The 15,498-nt window shown below is 68.8% G+C and carries 14 protein-coding genes; 10 read left to right on the top strand and 4 right to left on the bottom strand.

Annotation, left to right across the window (positions count from 1 at the left end; translation table 11 throughout):
- Positions 1 to 10: 10 nt before the first annotated feature.
- Together ACFYYH_RS19840 and ACFYYH_RS19835 are read left to right on the top strand one after the other, a co-directional pair.
- Positions 11 to 712 (top strand): HAD family hydrolase, encoded by a 702-nt coding sequence (locus tag ACFYYH_RS19840; protein WP_388552408.1) that lies wholly within the window; start codon positions 11 to 13, stop codon positions 710 to 712.
- Positions 713 to 1,215: 503 nt separating this feature from the next.
- The gene (locus ACFYYH_RS19835) at positions 1,216 to 2,826 is read left to right on the top strand and encodes an ABC transporter substrate-binding protein (RefSeq protein ID WP_388552405.1); all 1,611 of its coding nucleotides are present in this window, start codon (positions 1,216 to 1,218) and stop codon (positions 2,824 to 2,826) included.
- A 76-nt stretch (positions 2,827 to 2,902) separates the two neighbouring features.
- On the opposite strand, the gene ACFYYH_RS19830 is transcribed toward ACFYYH_RS19835, so the two are convergent.
- Positions 2,903 to 3,574 (bottom strand): response regulator transcription factor, encoded by a 672-nt coding sequence (locus ACFYYH_RS19830; protein ID WP_351391057.1) that lies wholly within the window; start codon positions 3,572 to 3,574, stop codon positions 2,903 to 2,905.
- Positions 3,575 to 3,648: 74 nt separating this feature from the next.
- Positions 3,649 to 4,536: a RecB family exonuclease gene (locus ACFYYH_RS19825; protein WP_388552402.1), complete on the bottom strand. Its 888-nt coding sequence runs from the start codon at positions 4,534 to 4,536 to the stop codon at positions 3,649 to 3,651.
- Positions 4,537 to 4,600: 64 nt separating this feature from the next.
- On the opposite strand from ACFYYH_RS19825, the gene ACFYYH_RS19820 reads away from it, so the two are divergent.
- The 3 genes from ACFYYH_RS19820 to ACFYYH_RS19810 all read left to right on the top strand — a co-directional run bounded on the left by ACFYYH_RS19820 (position 4,601) and on the right by ACFYYH_RS19810 (position 7,937).
- Positions 4,601 to 5,842, top strand: a complete 1,242-nt coding sequence (locus ACFYYH_RS19820; protein ID WP_388552399.1) for a site-2 protease family protein — start codon at positions 4,601 to 4,603, stop codon at positions 5,840 to 5,842.
- Between the two features lie 422 nt (positions 5,843 to 6,264).
- Positions 6,265 to 7,167 (top strand): tRNA (adenine-N1)-methyltransferase, encoded by a 903-nt coding sequence (locus ACFYYH_RS19815; RefSeq protein ID WP_388552396.1) that lies wholly within the window; start codon positions 6,265 to 6,267, stop codon positions 7,165 to 7,167.
- A gap of 185 nt (positions 7,168 to 7,352) precedes the next feature.
- The gene (locus ACFYYH_RS19810; protein WP_388552393.1) at positions 7,353 to 7,937 is read left to right on the top strand and encodes a hypothetical protein; all 585 of its coding nucleotides are present in this window, start codon (positions 7,353 to 7,355) and stop codon (positions 7,935 to 7,937) included.
- Positions 7,938 to 7,978: 41 nt separating this feature from the next.
- Here ACFYYH_RS19810 and ACFYYH_RS19805 read toward each other — a convergent pair whose 3' ends face one another.
- Positions 7,979 to 8,299: a ferredoxin gene (locus ACFYYH_RS19805; protein WP_388552390.1), complete on the bottom strand. Its 321-nt coding sequence runs from the start codon at positions 8,297 to 8,299 to the stop codon at positions 7,979 to 7,981.
- A 252-nt stretch (positions 8,300 to 8,551) separates the two neighbouring features.
- Here ACFYYH_RS19805 and arc point away from each other — a divergent pair, with 252 nt between their 5' ends.
- From arc to prcA, 5 genes are all read left to right on the top strand, one after another.
- Positions 8,552 to 10,318, top strand: coding sequence for a proteasome ATPase (arc, locus tag ACFYYH_RS19800; protein WP_388552387.1), 1,767 nt, complete (start codon positions 8,552 to 8,554; stop codon positions 10,316 to 10,318).
- Positions 10,319 to 10,560: 242 nt separating this feature from the next.
- Positions 10,561 to 12,072 (top strand): depupylase/deamidase Dop, encoded by a 1,512-nt coding sequence (dop, locus tag ACFYYH_RS19795; protein ID WP_388552384.1) that lies wholly within the window; start codon positions 10,561 to 10,563, stop codon positions 12,070 to 12,072.
- Between the two features lie 135 nt (positions 12,073 to 12,207).
- Entirely contained in the window at positions 12,208 to 12,426 is a 219-nt protein-coding gene (locus ACFYYH_RS19790) for a ubiquitin-like protein Pup (RefSeq protein ID WP_030754525.1), read from the top strand.
- 143 nt (positions 12,427 to 12,569) lie between these two features.
- Positions 12,570 to 13,415: a proteasome subunit beta gene (gene prcB / locus ACFYYH_RS19785; protein WP_388552380.1), complete on the top strand. Its 846-nt coding sequence runs from the start codon at positions 12,570 to 12,572 to the stop codon at positions 13,413 to 13,415.
- A 53-nt stretch (positions 13,416 to 13,468) separates the two neighbouring features.
- The gene (gene prcA, locus ACFYYH_RS19780; RefSeq protein ID WP_388552377.1) at positions 13,469 to 14,311 is read left to right on the top strand and encodes a proteasome subunit alpha; all 843 of its coding nucleotides are present in this window, start codon (positions 13,469 to 13,471) and stop codon (positions 14,309 to 14,311) included.
- An 83-nt stretch (positions 14,312 to 14,394) separates the two neighbouring features.
- Here prcA and ACFYYH_RS19775 read toward each other — a convergent pair whose 3' ends face one another.
- Positions 14,395 to 15,414, bottom strand: a complete 1,020-nt coding sequence (locus ACFYYH_RS19775) for a LacI family DNA-binding transcriptional regulator (protein WP_388552374.1) — start codon at positions 15,412 to 15,414, stop codon at positions 14,395 to 14,397.
- Positions 15,415 to 15,498 lie beyond the last annotated feature (84 nt).

Raw genomic sequence — 15,498 nt, 5'->3', positions numbered from 1 at the left:
GGTGTGCCGGATGACCAGTACGGTCCCCGCGTCCTTGACCCGTACGGCCGAAGGCTCGGCCCTTCAGGCCGTTCTTCTCGACATGGACGGCACCCTGGTCGACACCGAGGGATTCTGGTGGGACGCCGAGGTGGAGGTCTTCAAGACCCTCGGCCATGTCCTCGACGAGACCTGGCGCGATGTGGTGGTGGGCGGTCCCATGACGCGCAGCGCGAGCTTCCTCATCGAGGCCACCGGCGCCGCCATCACCCTCGCCGAGCTGACCGTGCTGCTCAACGACACCTTCGAGAAGCGCATCGGGCGCGGCGTACCGCTGATGCCGGGCGCCACCCGGCTGCTCACCGAGCTGGCCGCGCACGAGGTGCCCACCGCCCTGGTCTCCGCGTCGCACCGGCGCATCATCGACCGGGTCCTGGCCTCGCTCGGGCCCGAGTACTTCTCGCTCACCGTCGCGGGCGACGAGGTGACCCGTACCAAGCCGCACCCGGACCCGTATCTGCTCGCGGCCCGGGGCCTGGGCGCCGAGCCCGCGCGGTGCGCCGTCATCGAGGACACGGCCACCGGTGTCGCCGCCGCCGAGGCCGCGGGCTGCCGGGTGGTCGCCGTACCCTCCGTCGCCCCGATCGCACCGGCCGCCCGGCGGCTCGTCGTCGGTTCCCTGGAAGAGGTCGATCTGGTATTTCTGCGCGGGATGATGACGCGCGGGCACTGATCCCCACACAGAGCGTCGCACCGGAATAAGGACGGAAACTCTCGGCATTGGAACGGGTATTTTCCGTTACCGTCGGCTCCGGCAATCCAGCACCCCCTAAACGGGATGCGGAGTGACGTTTATCACCTGCGCTCACGTCGACAGGCGTGGGCGAGGCTGATCCATGGCCGCCCGGGCGGGGTCCGCGTGGGCCCTTGTGTCCTGATTGATGGAGGCCTGTACGAAACATTCCGGGCCCGTATATCCACACGCCGCTATTGCCGATCACTGTGTGATTACGTTTCAGATCAGGCCCGTTCCGGCATTCCCGGTGCCTCCGACTAATCTCATCGCGAGCACTTCGCCGCATCAACGACGTGTCCCGACGACCCACCAAGTCGCCATGTACACAGGACCGATCGCCCTGTATCCCGGCCCGATCGCACTGCCCCGAACGGGTGGGCGCGGAGGAGTCTCCGTTAGCACCGCTGTATCTCAGTGCCGGATGAGGGAGTACGTCCAGGATGAACCGCAAGACTTTGGCGCTGTCGGCCGTGATCGGCCTGCTTGCGCCCGTGCTCGCCGGTTGCGGCGGCTCGGACGGTGGGTCCGACGGAGGCGAAGCCATTGTCGTGGGCACCACGGACCAGTACGTCGCCACGGAGGACGGCCCCGCCCCGCTGGACCCGGCCTTCGCCTACGACACCGGTTCCTGGAACGTGCTCCGCCAGACCATCCAGACGCTGATGCATGTGCCGCGCGGCGGCGGGGCGCCGGTGCCCGAGGCCGCCTCCAAGTGCGGATTCACGGACCGCGAGAACGAGAGCTACCGCTGCACCCTGCGCGAGGGGCTGAAGTTCTCCGGTGGCGACCCGGTGACCGTCGAGGACGTGAAGTACTCCATCCAGCGCGTCCTGGACATCAAGGACCCCAGCGGTATCTCCGGTCTGCTGAGCAATATCGACACCATGGAGACGAACGGCGACTACGAGATCGTCTTCCATCTCAAGGCGCCCGACGCGACGTTCCCCTACAAGCTGTCCACCCCGCCGGCGGGCATCGTCAGCCAGAAGCTGTACGAGCCGAACAAGCTCCGTGACGGCTTCGAGGTCAACGGCTCGGGTCCGTACAGCTTCAAGGCCGAGGTCAAGGGCGACACCGTCGTCAAGGCGATCTTCACCAAGAACCCGGACTACAAGGGCGATCTGAAGCTCCGCAACAGCAAGGTCGAACTGCGGCCCTTCAAGGACGCCGACGACATGGGCAAGGCGCTCGACAGCGGCGACATCGACGTGATGACCCGGGCGATGACGCCCGAGCAGGTCCACTCGATGGTCGACAACCCCAAGGAAGGCGTCCAGCTCACCGAGATGCCCGGCCTGGAGATCCGCTACCTCGGCTTCGACACCGAGGCGCCGACCGCCAAGGAGAAGGCGGTACGCCAGGCCATGGCGTACACCATCGACCGCGGGAAGCTCATCACCAAGGTCTACGGGGGCATGGCCGAGCCGCTGTACTCGCTCATCCCGTCCAGCGTCGCGACCCACACCAACTCGTTCTTCAACAAGTACGGTGACGCGAACCCGGCCAAGGCGGCCAAGCTGCTGGAGGAGGCCGGCATCACCACCCCGGTGAAGCTGACGCTGAACTACACCACCGACCACTACGGCGAGGCGACCGCCAAGGAGTTCGAGACTATCCGGGAGCAGCTCAACGGCAGCCGGCTCTTCGACGTCTCGATCAAGGGCGCGGAGTGGAGCGTCTTCCGGCCGAAGCAGACCAAGCGGGAGTACGCGGTCTACGGCATGGGCTGGTTCCCGGACTTCCCGGACCCGGACACCTACATCGGGCCGTTCCTCGACAAGGACAACTTCCTCAACACCCCGTACAACAACCCGACGCTGCGCAACCAGCTCATCCCGCAGTCGCGCCGTGAGGCCGACCGCAGCGCCGCCTCGAAGACGTTCGCGAAGATCCAGGACATCATCGCCGAGGACGTACCGGTGCTGCCGCTCTGGCAGGGCAAGCAGTACGTCGCCGCCCGCGACGACATCACGGGCGTGGAGTGGGCGGTCAACTCGTCCGCCGAACTGCTCCTGTGGGAGTTGCGCAAGGGCACGGGCACGGGTTCCTGACCCGGCGTCGAGCAGAGGACGAGGCCGGCCGGGGCGCACCCCGGCCGGCCTCGTCCGTATCCCTGTCCCTGTGCTCCTACTGGGCGCCGGGGCGCACCAGCCCGCTCTCGTACGCGTACACCGCCGCCTGCACCCGGTCGCGCAGCCCCAGCTTGGTCAGCACATGGCCCACATGCGTCTTGACGGTGGTCTCGCTGACGAAGAGATCCGCGGCGATCTCCGCGTTCGACAGCCCGCGCGCCACCAGCTTGAGCACCTCGACCTCGCGCTCGGTGAGCGTGTGCAGGGTGTCGGGCACCGGCTCCTCGCCGGACGGCAGATGGTCCGCGTACTTGTCGAGCAGCCGGCGGGTGATGCTCGGCGCCAGCATCGCCTCGCCCGCCGCGACCACCCGGATCGCCTGCACCAGCTCATGGGCGGGGGCGTCCTTGAGGAGAAACCCGCTGGCCCCGGCGCGCAGCGCCTCCACCACATACTCGTCCAGATCGAAGGTGGTCAGGACCAGCACCTTCGCCGGACCGTCCCGGCCGGGCCCGGTGATCTGGCGGGTCGCCTCGACGCCGTCCATCCGGGGCATCCGGATGTCCATCAGCACCACATCGGGCTGGAGCGCCCGGACCTGGTCGATGGCCTGGAGGCCGTCCCCGGCCTCGCCGACGACCGCGATGTCCTGCTCGGCCTCCAGGATCATCCGGAAGCCGGTGCGCAGCAGCGGCTGGTCGTCGACCAGTAGGACGCGGACTGTCACGGGGAACTCCTTCACTAGACCGGCCCCATTCTGCCCTGACGGCCCTCAGGGAATTCCGCCGGGCGCGAACGCCCCTACTCACCGCCCCGCGCGGTGTCCGCGGGCCGCACGCTCAGCGGATACACGGGAGGAGTGCCGCCGAATTCCGGGCAGAACGCCTGGTGATCACACCAGCCGCACAGCTTCGTCGGCCGGGGCCGCCAGTCACCCGTCTCGGTGGCCGTCCTGATCGCGTCCCACAGGGCGTGCAGCTTGCGCTCCACCCGCAGCAGATCCGCCTCCACCGGGTCGTACGTCACCACCTCGCCGCTGCCCAGATAGACGAGCTGGAGCCGGCGCGGCACCACACGCTTCAGCCGCCAGATCACCAGGGCGTAGAACGTCATCTGGAACAGCGCCCCCTCCGCGTACTCGGGGCGGGGCGCCTTGCCCGTCTTGTAGTCGACGATCCGCACCTCACCCGTCGGCGCCACATCGACCCGGTCGATCACCCCGCGCAGCCGCAGCCCGGACTCCAGCTCCGTCTCCACGAACAGCTCCCGCTCCGCGGGCTCCAGACGTGTCGGATCCTCCAGCGAGAACCACCGCTCCACCAGCTCCTCCGCCTGGCCCAGCCAGCGCGTCAGCCGCTCGCCCTCGGAGTCCTGCGCGAACAGCTCGGCCAGCTCGGGCCGGGACTCCAGCAGCCGGTCCCACTGACCGGGGATCAGCGCCTTGGCGCGCGGCGCCGTGCGCTCGACGGCCGGAGCGTCGAAGAGCCGCTCCAGCACGGCGTGCACCAGAGTGCCCCGGGTGGCCGCCTCGCTCGGTTTCTCCGGCAGTTTGTCGATCACCCGGAACCGGTACAGCAGGGGGCACTGCATGAAGTCGCTCGCACGTGACGGCGACAGCGAGGAGGGGGGCAGGCTCGTACTCATGACGCAGACCCTATGACCCGACACCGACAGCGATCCGAATACCATCGACTACAGAGCCACTCGCACCGCATGATCGAGCGAGCGACGCTGCCGCGAACGAAGGGAACCCGTGAAAGAGGACGACGAGAGCGGCGAGAGCAGGCGGCCGCAGCCCGGCCAGGGGGACGCGGGCCCCGACGGGAAGCCCTCGAAGCGCGAAGACCCCGGCGGGGGCATTCTCATGGGCCGCCCCTTCGGCGTGCCCGTCTATGTCGCCCCGAGCTGGTTCCTGGTGGCGGCGCTCATCACCTGGATCTTCGGCGGCCAGCTCGACCGGGTCCTGCCCGAGCTGGGCAACCTGCGCTATCTGGTCTCCCTCTTCTTCGCGGTCGCCTTCTACGCCTCCGTCCTCGTCCATGAACTGGCCCATACGGTCGCCGCGCTGCGCTTCAAGCTGCCGGTGCGCCGGATCCAGCTCCAGTTCTTCGGCGGAGTCTCGGAGATCGAGAAGGAATCCGAGACACCGGGCCGTGAATTCGTGCTGGCCTTCGTGGGGCCACTGCTCTCCCTGGTGCTCTCGGGGCTCTTCTACCTCGGTCTGCTGGCCGTCGAGGCCGGCACGGTCCCCGGTGTCCTGCTCGCCGGACTGATGGTCTCCAATCTGATCGTCGCCGCCTTCAATCTGCTGCCCGGCCTCCCCCTGGACGGCGGCCGGATGCTGCGCGCGGTCGTCTGGAAGATCACCGGCAAGCCGATGAGCGGCACCGTGGCCGCCGCCTGGGTCGGCCGCGGACTCGCCGTCGCGGTCCTCATCGGCCTTCCGCTGCTCACCCAGACCGGAGCGCTCGGTACGTCGGCGGCTCACGTCAGCGGGATGGAGACGGTCACCGACGCGCTGCTCGCCGCCATCCTCGCCGCGATCATCTGGACCGGAGCGGGCAACAGCCTGCGGATGGCCAGGCTCCGTGAGCACCTGCCCGAACTCCAGGCCCGCGCGCTCACCCGCCGCGCGGTCCCCGTCGAGTCCAGCACCCCCCTGTCCGAGGCCCTGCGCCGTGCCAACGAGGCGGGTGCCCGCGCGCTGGTCGTGGTCGACGGCCACGGCGATCCGACGGCCCTGGTACGGGAGTCCGCGATCGTCGGCGTACCGCAGCACCGCCGCCCCTGGGTCGCGGTGAGCGCCCTCGCCCAGGACCTGACGGACGGCATGAGGGTCCCGGCGGAGCTGGCGGGGGAGGCGCTCCTGGACCGTCTCAGGGCCAATCCCGCGACGGAGTATCTGGTGGTGGAGGAGTCCGGCGCGATCTACGGGGTGCTGTCGACGGCCGACGTGGAGCGCGCGTTCGTCTCGGCGATGGCCCGCCCGCAATAGCCCCCGCCGGGGCCGGTCCGGACGGTGCCGTGCCTTCCCGGAGCGCCCTGGCCCCCCGTACGGCGCCCGCGGGGCGGTGCACTGACGTTCTGGCCGCTGTCGCCCGCCGGCGAGTGAGCCGAAGGGGCGCGTCGGTGCCGAAAAGGAGAGCGCGCGGAGGTTCGTGAGGTACGAGCGGACCGAGCACGGTCGACTGTCGGCATCGACATAAAGCGCCCCGGAGGCGAACCGAGCCCAAAAAAGAAGGTGCGTGAGCCGAAGGGCGCGCCGCTGTCGAAAGGGAGAGCGCGCGGAGGTTCGTGAGGTACGAGCGGACCGAGCACGGTCGACTGTCGGCATCGACATGAGGCGCCCCGGAGGCGAACCGAGCCCCGGAACAGCAGGCGAACCGAGCCCTCGGAAGAACGTACTAAGGTGGGACCATGTCCGAACCGACCGGTGCCGCCCGCCGACGCGGGCCCTTCAAGGTCGGGGACCAGGTCCAGCTCACCGACCCCAAGGGACGCCACTACACGTTCACGCTCGAAGCCGGGAAGAACTTCCACACCCACAAAGGGTCCTTCCCGCACGACGAGCTGATCGGTGCTCCCGAGGGCAGTGTTGTCCGTACCACGGGAAACGTCGCCTATCTCGCGCTGCGCCCCCTGCTCCCCGACTATGTCCTGTCCATGCCCCGCGGCGCCGCCGTGGTCTACCCGAAGGACGCCGGCCAGATCCTGGCCTTCGCCGACATCTTCCCCGGCGCGCGCGTCGTCGAGGCAGGTGTGGGCTCCGGCTCGCTCAGCAGCTTCCTGCTGCGTGTCATCGGTGACCAGGGCATGCTCCACTCCTACGAGCGCCGCCAGGACTTCGCCGAGATCGCCCAGCAGAACGTGGAGCGCTACTTCGGCGGACCGCACCCCGCGTGGGAGCTGACGGTCGGTGATCTCCAGGACAATCTGTCGGACACCGACGTCGACCGGGTCATCCTGGACATGCTCGCTCCCTGGGAGTGCGTCGAGGCCGTCTCCAAGGCGCTCGTCCCCGGCGGCATCCTCTGCGCCTATGTCGCGACGACCACGCAGCTCGCCCGCACGGTGGAGACGATCCGGGAGTTCGGCACGTTCAACGAGCCGGCCGCCTGGGAGTCGATGATCCGGAACTGGCATGTGGAGGGCCTGGCCGTACGCCCGGACCACCGCATGATCGGCCACACCGGCTTCCTCGTGACCGCCCGTCGGCTCGCGGACGGGGTAGAGCCCCCGCTGCGCCGTCGCCGGCCCGCCAAGGGCGCGTACGGGGACGACTACGACGGCCCGGGTAGCGGCAGCGGCTCACGCGGCTGATCGCCGGTCCCAACACGTCGGTGATGCCGCCGACTTCCCCTTGAGGAGGGGGGAAGTCGGCGGCTCTGTCTTTACGTTGACCTTACGGACCCCCCTGTTCCGCCCCGCTGTGACGTGTGGCACGATGCTGTCTCCCCTCCCACCGTTGGTTACTCGCCGGCACCCCTTCACAGGAGACACTCCGCGTGCAGATCTCCGACGTACCGGACCTGGCGCACACCCGGCCCCACCCCATGCACTGGCTCGCGACAGCCACCGCGATGGCCGGTGTGGTGGCTCTGGCGGGTCTGCTCCAGCCCGGCGCCGCCACCGCGTCCCAGACGGGCTCCGGCCCCGCGAGGACGGCGTCCGGCGAGGCGCCCCTGCCCGCCCCCGATCCGGCCGGGGCCGACTATCCGCTGGAGTGCGGGGGAGCGGGGACGGTGGTCGTCCGGCAGGCCTCCGGCGATCTCGACGGCGACCGGAATCCCGAGACCGTGGTCGCGGTGCGCTGCCAGGCGGGCTCGGGCACCCCGCCCCAGGGTGTGTATGTGCTGACCAGGGGCGCGGAGGCCGGGCCGAGGATCGTGGCGACGCTGGTCGACCCGGGGGAGAAGCGGAGCGTCGGACCCGACTTCGAGATCCGTGAGGGAGTGATTCTCGCCACTCTGCTCGGCTACTCGGGGCCCGAGGTGCCGAGCTGCTGCCCCGACGAGGAGGAGCGGGTCTCCTGGCAGTGGAAGAACGGTGCCTTCGTACGGGCGGAGAGGCCCGAGGCGCGGAGTGTGTGAGCGGTCGCCCCGGGTGACCTCCGGCCGCCGGTAAGGCCGCCTTATTCCGCGTCGGGTCCGTAAACCTCTACCCTGTCCGAAACGCGACGTACATGAATACAGTCACCCGGGCACTCCTTGGCGGAGTCGACGACATCACGCAGCAGGGGAAGCGGTACCCGGGTGGTGGCCCCGGGGGCCTGGAGCAGTTCGTCCTCGGGACTCTTCACATACGCGAGCCCGTCGATGTCCAGCTCGAAGACCTCAGGAGCATACTGGGCACAGATCCCGTCCCCGGTGCAGAGGTCCTGGTCGATCCAGACCTCGAGCGGCTCACCGGACTCGGTGGTGCCTTCGGTGGGAGCCTGCTGCTGCACGGTCATCTCTCCTGCCGTTTGCCCCGCTGGACGGTGCGTTGTTAAGTAAGTCGCGCAAGCCCTGACGGGTGTTGAACACTTCGACGATACAACCGACAGCTTTCCGACGGTCCTGGGTGGGTATTCCCCTGGCGTGAGGGAGAGCGCAAGGGTGAAGATCGGACACACCCCGGAGTCTTTGTGATCTAGGGGTTTCAATCATCACCCACCCAGGTAGGGTCAGGAAGCGTCCAGCTCCCCTTGGAGGAGGTGAGGACCGTGGCAGCCCACGACGACGACATCAACCGCGGCATCCGGCCGGGGCGGGGGTCTGAAGACCCAGCCGGCCAGGTTGCCTATCTCGAGCAGGAAATCGCCGTCCTGCGACGAAAGCTCGCCGACTCTCCGCGGCACACGAGGATTCTCGAAGAGCGGATCGTCGAGTTGCAGACGAACCTGGCGGGTGTGTCCGCACAGAACGAGCGGCTCGCCAATACGCTGCGTGAGGCCCGCGACCAGATCGTGGCCCTCAAGGAGGAGGTCGACCGGCTCGCACAGCCGCCGGCCGGCTTCGGTGTGTTCCTGCAGGCGAACGAGGACGGCACCGCCGACATCTTCACCGGGGGCCGCAAGCTCCGGGTGAATGTCAGCCCCAGTGTCGAGCTCGACCAGCTCAGGCGCGGCCAGGAAGTCATGCTCAACGAAGCGCTCAACGTGGTCGAGGCCATGGCGTACGAGCGTGCCGGGGACATCGTCACCCTCAAGGAGATCCTTGAGGACGGCGAGCGCGCCCTGGTGATCGGGCACACCGACGAGGAACGGGTGGTGCGGCTCGCCGAGCCGCTGCTGGACATCACCATCCGCCCCGGCGACGCCCTGCTGCTCGAACCCCGCTCCGGCTATGTCTACGAAGTGGTCCCCAAGAGCGAGGTCGAGGAACTGGTCCTCGAAGAGGTCCCCGACGTCGACTACGACAAGATCGGCGGCCTCGGCGGCCAGATCGAGATGATCCGCGACGCGGTGGAGCTTCCGTATCTCCACCCGGATCTCTTCAAGGAGCACGAACTGCGGCCGCCGAAGGGCATCCTGCTCTACGGCCCGCCCGGCTGCGGCAAGACACTGATCGCCAAGGCCGTGGCCAACTCCCTTGCCAAGAAGGTCGCGGAGGTGACCGGCAGGCCCGCGGGGAAGAGCTACTTCCTCAACATCAAGGGTCCGGAGCTGCTGAACAAGTACGTCGGCGAGACCGAGCGGCATATCCGCCTGGTCTTCCAGCGGGCCCGGGAGAAGGCGAGCGAGGGCACCCCCGTCATCGTCTTCTTCGACGAGATGGAATCCCTCTTCCGCACCCGCGGATCCGGTGTGAGCTCGGACGTGGAGAACACCATCGTCCCGCAGCTCCTCGCCGAGATCGACGGTGTGGAGGGCCTGGAGAACGTCATCGTCATCGGCGCCTCCAACCGCGAGGACATGATCGACCCCGCGATCCTGCGGCCCGGCCGGCTCGATGTGAAGATCAAGATCGAGCGTCCGGACGCGGAGGCGGCGAAGGACATCTTCGCGAAGTACCTGACGGCCACGCTGCCGCTGCACACGGACGACGTCTCGGAGCACAACGGCTCCAAGGCGGCCGCGGCCCACGGAATGATCCAGTCCGTGGTCGAGCAGATGTACGCGGAGTCCGAGGAGAACCGCTTCCTCGAGGTGACGTACGCCAACGGCGACAAGGAAGTCCTCTATTTCAAGGACTTCAACTCCGGCGCGATGATCCAGAACATTGTCGACCGGGCCAAGAAGATGGCCATCAAGGACTTCCTCGACCACAACCAGAAGGGCCTCAGGGTCTCCCATCTCCTCCAGGCTTGCGTGGATGAGTTCAAGGAGAACGAGGACCTGCCGAACACCACCAACCCCGACGACTGGGCCCGTATCTCCGGCAAGAAGGGCGAGCGGATCGTGTTCATCCGTACCCTGGTCACCGGAAAGCAGGGCGCGGACACCGGACGCTCCATCGACACGGTGGCGAACACCGGTCAGTACCTGTAAAGCGCAGACGCAGACCGGCTGCGGATGTCCGGAAGGGCATCCGCAGCCGGTTGCTTTCCACGCTCCTTCCACCACACCAGGCCAATGACGGAAATGATCTCCCCACCGGCGCGGAGGCGTTCTAGGCTCTTTCGTACCGCCGTGTGGCGGCGCCCGGAGCCGGGTGCCGCACACGCACCGGAGGAAGAGCGGTACTTGAGCGCCGTTCCCGGAGGGGAGCGCCGCCGGGCAAGGAGGGCCGCATGACCGTACGGCGAGTAATGGGCATCGAGACGGAGTACGGGATCTCCGTCCCGGGGCACCCGAACGCCAATGCCATGCTCACCTCGTCCCAGATCGTGAACGCCTACGCGGCGGCGATGCACCGCGCGCGGCGGGCCCGCTGGGACTTCGAGGAGGAGAATCCGCTGCGGGACGCCCGTGGCTTCGACCTCGCCCGCGAGACGGCCGATTCCAGCCAGCTCACCGACGAGGACATCGGTCTGGCCAATGTGATCCTCACCAATGGCGCGCGGCTGTACGTCGACCACGCCCACCCCGAGTACAGCTCTCCCGAGATCACCAATCCGCGGGACGCCGTGCTCTGGGACAAGGCCGGCGAGCGGATCATGGCCGAGGCCGCCGAGCGCGCGGCCCAGCTTCCCGGCGCCCAGCCGATCCATCTGTACAAGAACAACACCGACAACAAGGGCGCGTCCTACGGCACGCACGAGAACTACCTGATGAAGCGGGAGACCCCCTTCTCGGACATCGTGCGCCACCTCACCCCGTTCTTCGTCTCCCGCCAGGTGGTCACCGGCGCGGGCCGGGTCGGTATCGGCCAGGACGGCCATGAGCACGGCTTCCAGATCAGCCAGCGCGCGGACTACTTCGAGGTCGAGGTCGGGCTGGAGACGACCCTGAAGCGCCCGATCATCAACACCCGTGACGAGCCGCACTCCGACGCGGAGAAGTACCGCAGACTCCATGTGATCATCGGCGACGCGAACCTGTCGGAGATCTCCACCTATCTCAAGCTCGGTACGACCTCGCTGGTGCTGTCCATGATCGAGGACGGCTTCATCAACGTCGATCTGGCCGTGGACCAGCCGGTCCGTACGCTGCACCAGGTCTCGCACGACCCCACGCTCGGCCGGCTGGTCACGCTCCGCAGCGGCCGGACACTCACCGCTGTCCAGCTCCAGATGGAGTACTACGAGCTGGCCAGGAAGTATGTCGAGGAACGGTACGGCGCCGACGCCGACGAGCAGACCAGGGATGTCCTGGGCCGCTGGGAGGACACGCTCAACCGGCTGGAGAACGATCCGATGAGCCTCTCCGGCGAGCTGGACTGGATCACCAAGCGGGAGATCCTGGAGGGCTACCGCCGGCGGGACAGCCTGGACTGGGACGCGGCCCGGCTGCATCTCGTGGACCTCCAGTACGCCGACGTGCGTCCCGAGAAGGGTCTGTACAACCGTCTGGCGGCCCGGGGCAGGATCAGCCGCCTGCTGGACGAGCAGGACGTCGAGCGGGCCAGGACGAAGCCTCCTGAGGACACCAGGGCGTACTTCCGCGGGCGCTGCCTGGAGCAGTACGCGGACGATGTGGCCGCGGCCTCCTGGGACTCGGTCATCTTCGATCTGCCCGGCCGTGACTCGCTGCAACGGGTTCCCACGCTGGAGCCGCTGCGCGGTACGCGCAACCACGTCAAGGAGCTGCTCGACCGCTGCCGCACGGCGGAGGAACTGGTCCGGGTGCTGTCCGGAGGCTGAAAGAGCACCGGTCCGGGAATCATCGGGGTGGTACCCGGACGTTGTAGCAACTGCGGGGCCGATGTCAGACGCTCCTTGTAGGGTCTGATCTTGAAGGTCACATCGAGCGGGGCGAAACCGAGCGGGGTGAGGGATATGGCGACCAAGGACACCGGCGGCGGCCAGCAGAAGGCGACGCGTTCCACGGAGGAGACCGAGGAGCAGGCCCAGGAGGCGCAGGCCTCCGAGGACCTCAAGGAGCGCCAGGAGAAGCTGTCCGACGACGTGGACTCCGTCCTGGACGAGATCGACGACGTCCTCGAGGAGAACGCCGAGGACTTCGTGCGGTCCTTCGTGCAAAAGGGCGGCCAGTAGCGGCCGTTGTCCGTCCCGGGCCGTCGGCGAAAGCCGGTAGCACCGGGACGGATGACAGGCGACGGCGCGGGTAAGGTCCGTGCACAGATTCAAAGATCGGCCCGGCGCGAGCGGCGGGCCGCCGCCCATCCGGAAGGAAACGTGTGGAAGCCAACCCTCGTAGCACCGGGCGTCTGCCGGCAGCCTTCCTGACGCCCGGCTCGTCCTCGTTCATGGACTTCCTGTCCCACCACTCGCCGGACATGCTGCCGGGCAAGCGTTCGCTGCCGCCGTTGCAGGGTGCCATCGAGGCGCCGCACGGTACGACGATCGTCGCGGCGACCTTCCCCGGCGGGGTGGTGCTCGCCGGTGACCGGCGGGCGACCATGGGGAACATGATCGCGCAGCGCGACATCGAGAAGGTCTTCCCGGCCGACGAGTACTCGGCCGTCGGTATCGCCGGCACCGCCGGTCTCGCGGTGGAGATGGTCAAGCTCTTCCAGCTCGAACTGGAGCACTTCGAGAAGGTCGAGGGCGCCCAGCTCTCCCTGGAGGGCAAGGCCAACCGGCTCTCCACGATGATCCGCAGCAATCTCGCCATGGCCATGCAGGGCCTGGCCGTGGTCCCGCTCTTCGCCGGCTGGGACGTGGACCGCGGAAAGGGCCGCATCTTCTCGTACGACGTGACGGGCGGCCGGTCGGAGGAGCTGGGCTACGCGTCCACCGGCTCCGGCTCGATCTTCGCCCGCGGCGCGATGAAGAAGCTCTACCGCGAGGACCTGACGGAGCAGCAGGCCACCACCCTGGTCATCCAGGCGCTGTACGACGCCGCGGACGACGACTCGGCCACGGGCGGCCCCGATGTGGCGCGCCGTATCTATCCGATCGTCACGATCATCACGGACGAGGGCTTCCGGAGGCTGACCGACGAGGAATCCTCGGAGATCGCCCGCTCGATCATCGAGCGCCGGCTGGAGCAGCCCGACGGCCCGCGCGCCGCGCTGCTCTGACGCCGCCCTCTTCTGGAACAAACACGCCACTGACAGAAAGGGACGGATAGCCGGTGTCGACGCCGTTCTATGTCTCACCCCAGCAGGCCATGGCCGACCGGGCGGAGTACGCGCGCAAGGGCATCGCCCGTGGTCGCAGCCTGGTCGTGCTTCAGTACGCCGACGGCATCGTCTTCGTCGGCGAGAACCCGTCCCGCGCGCTGCACAAGTTCAGCGAGATCTACGACCGCATCGGCTTCGCGGCGGCCGGCAAGTACAACGAGTACGAGAACCTGCGCATCGGCGGTGTCCGCTACGCCGATCTGCGCGGATACACCTATGACCGCGACGATGTCACGGCCCGCGGTCTGGCCAATGTCTACGCGCAGACGCTCGGCACGATCTTCTCCAGCGCCGGCGAGAAGCCCTACGAGGTGGAGCTGGTGGTCGCCGAGGTGGGCGCGACGCCGGACGGCGACCAGATCTACCGGCTGCCGCACGACGGGTCGATCGTGGACGAGCACGGCTCGGTCGCGGTCGGTGGCAGCTCGGAGCAGATCAGCACCTATCTCGATCAGCGGCACCGCGAGGGCATGTCGCTCGCGGAAGCGCTGAAGCTGGCCGTGCAGGCGCTGTCCAGGGACACGAACGGCGGCGAGCGGGAGATCCCCGCGGAGCGGCTGGAAGTGGCGGTCCTGGACCGTACGCGACCGCAGCAGCGCAAGTTCAAGCGGATCGTCGGCCGTCAGCTCTCCCGGCTGCTGGACGCGGACGGCGCCGCCTCGACCCCGACGGACGCTCCCTCGGACACGGAGGAGCCGGACGGCACCGCCGCCGGGTCGGCGGACTCGCCCAAGGACGCCAAGAACGTCAAGGACGTCAAGGACACCGAGAAGCCCGACAGCACCGAGAAGTAACAGCACCGAGCAGCGGCGGGCCTGGACCGGCCCCCCCCGTGCCCCGGCCCGCCCACGCGGCCCGGGGCACGGTCATGTGTGGCTCAGCCGCCCGGGGGCGGGGGCGCGGTCGAGGCGCGGACCACCAGGGAGACCGGCAGATCACCGGAGTCCGGCCGCCGGCCGTCCAGCACCGCCAGCAGGGCCGACATCCCGCGCTCGCCCACCCGCTCGGCCGGGAGGCTCACCGTGGTCAGTTCCGGCTCGATCGCCGTGGCGAGCGCCAGATCGTCGAAGCCGGTGACCGAGATGTCCTCCGGCACCCGCAGACCGAGGCGCCGTACCGCCTTGCAGGCTCCCGCCGCCAGGATGTCGTCGTCGCAGATCAGCGCCGTGGGCCGGGGGCCCGGGGCGCCGAGGGCGCGCTCGGTGGCCGCACGCGCGGCGCCGACCTCCAGGGGTGCCGAGACCGTTCGTACGACCGCGTCCGGCACTCCCCGTACCGCGGTGGCCAGTGCCTCGGCCCGTACGTCGAAGGTCCACGAGGCGACCGCGGAGGCGAGATGGACCAGACGCCGGTGGCCGAGGCCGAGCAGATGCGCGCTCACCTGCCGGATGCCGTCGGCGATGTCGAGATTCACCCGTGCGGCGGCACCGGGGGCCGCCGGATCGCTGTCCAGCATCACCAGCGGCAGGTCCGCGCCCCGGATCGCGTCCAGCGCCTCCGTCGCCATCGAGGAGGCGATCACCCCGTCCAGCGCGGCCCGCGCCGAGGCGAAGGGGTCCCGGGCCGGCCCCACTCCGGCGGGTGAGGGGTAGAGGACCACCCCGAAACCGTGCTCGGCGGCGACCTCGGCCGCGCCGGTGTACACCCGGGCGAAGAACTCGTTGGTGAGCGCGGGGACGACGAGGAGCGCGGTCCTGGTCGTGCCCAGACGGAGATTGCGGGCGGCGAGATTGGGCCGGTAGCCGAGCGCGTGCGCCGCGTCCCGTACGAGTCCCGCGGTGCGCTCCGAGACCCTGCCCCGCCACTTGTCCCCGAGGACCAGCGAGACCGTGGCCTGGGACACACCCGCGGTCCGCGCCACATCCCTGCTGGTGGGCCTGGCGGGCTGTGCTGTCATCGCTGCGGTTCTCCATCGCGCTCGTCCGGCGGTCCTGTCCGCCGTGGCGCCGGCAGTGGACCCGCGGACAGGCCACATGGTACG

The organism is Streptomyces sp. NPDC002018 (genome assembly GCF_042890865.1).
Classification (GTDB): Bacteria; Actinomycetota; Actinomycetes; order Streptomycetales; family Streptomycetaceae; genus Streptomyces.
Note: the sequence above shows the minus strand (reverse complement) of the source record. Positions and strands in the feature narration are given on the sequence as shown.

What these genes read in the sequence shown, in the direction of transcription:
- ACFYYH_RS19790 (WP_030754525.1), top strand. Translation starts at nt 12,208, where the DNA reads ATGGCGACCAAGGACACCGGCGGCGGCCAGCAGAAGGCGACGCGTTCC.
- ACFYYH_RS19835 (WP_388552405.1), top strand. Translation starts at nt 1,216, where the DNA reads ATGAACCGCAAGACTTTGGCGCTGTCGGCCGTGATCGGCCTGCTTGCG.
- ACFYYH_RS19815 (WP_388552396.1), top strand. Translation starts at nt 6,265, where the DNA reads ATGTCCGAACCGACCGGTGCCGCCCGCCGACGCGGGCCCTTCAAGGTC.
- ACFYYH_RS19840 (WP_388552408.1), top strand. Translation starts at nt 11, where the DNA reads ATGACCAGTACGGTCCCCGCGTCCTTGACCCGTACGGCCGAAGGCTCG.
- ACFYYH_RS19825 (WP_388552402.1), bottom strand. Translation starts at nt 4,536, where the DNA reads ATGGTATTCGGATCGCTGTCGGTGTCGGGTCATAGGGTCTGCGTCATG.
- ACFYYH_RS19775 (WP_388552374.1), bottom strand. Translation starts at nt 15,414, where the DNA reads ATGACAGCACAGCCCGCCAGGCCCACCAGCAGGGATGTGGCGCGGACC.
- ACFYYH_RS19805 (WP_388552390.1), bottom strand. Translation starts at nt 8,299, where the DNA reads ATGACCGTGCAGCAGCAGGCTCCCACCGAAGGCACCACCGAGTCCGGT.
- dop (WP_388552384.1), top strand. Translation starts at nt 10,561, where the DNA reads ATGACCGTACGGCGAGTAATGGGCATCGAGACGGAGTACGGGATCTCC.